This is a genomic window from Halorubrum sp. SP3 (assembly GCF_005435195.1).
GTDB classification, from domain to species: domain Archaea; phylum Halobacteriota; class Halobacteria; order Halobacteriales; family Haloferacaceae; genus Halorubrum; species Halorubrum sodomense.
The window spans coordinates 1-321 of sequence record NZ_SGTU01000524.1; the positions used below are offsets into that span (position 1 = coordinate 1).

Annotated in this window: 1 protein-coding gene; it reads left to right on the forward strand. The window is 64.2% G+C overall.

Going from position 1 to position 321, the window contains the following annotated elements:
* Nucleotides 1-321, forward strand: a 321-nt coding sequence (locus tag EXE42_RS17455) for a molybdopterin-dependent oxidoreductase (protein ID WP_137707108.1), incomplete at both ends; no start/stop codon positions are given.

Consider the following 321-nt stretch of genomic DNA (forward strand, 5'->3'; position numbering starts at 1 on the left):
CCGGAACGGGAAGATAGAGGCGTTCTTCACCAACGAGTGGTGGTGGACGATGACCTGCGAGTACTCCGACATCGTCTTACCCGCCGACTCGTGGGCGGAGCACAACGTCCACGACATGACCGCCTCCGTCACCAACCCGTTCATCACGACGATGCCGGAGTCGGAGATCGACCGGATCTACGACACCCGCAACGACGCCCAACACTACAAGGGCGGCGCGGAGCGGCTGGCGGAGATCACCGGCGACGACCGCTTCGTCGACTACTGGCAGTTCATCGACGAGGACGAGCACCGCGCGAAGCCGTACCTCCAGCGCCCGCT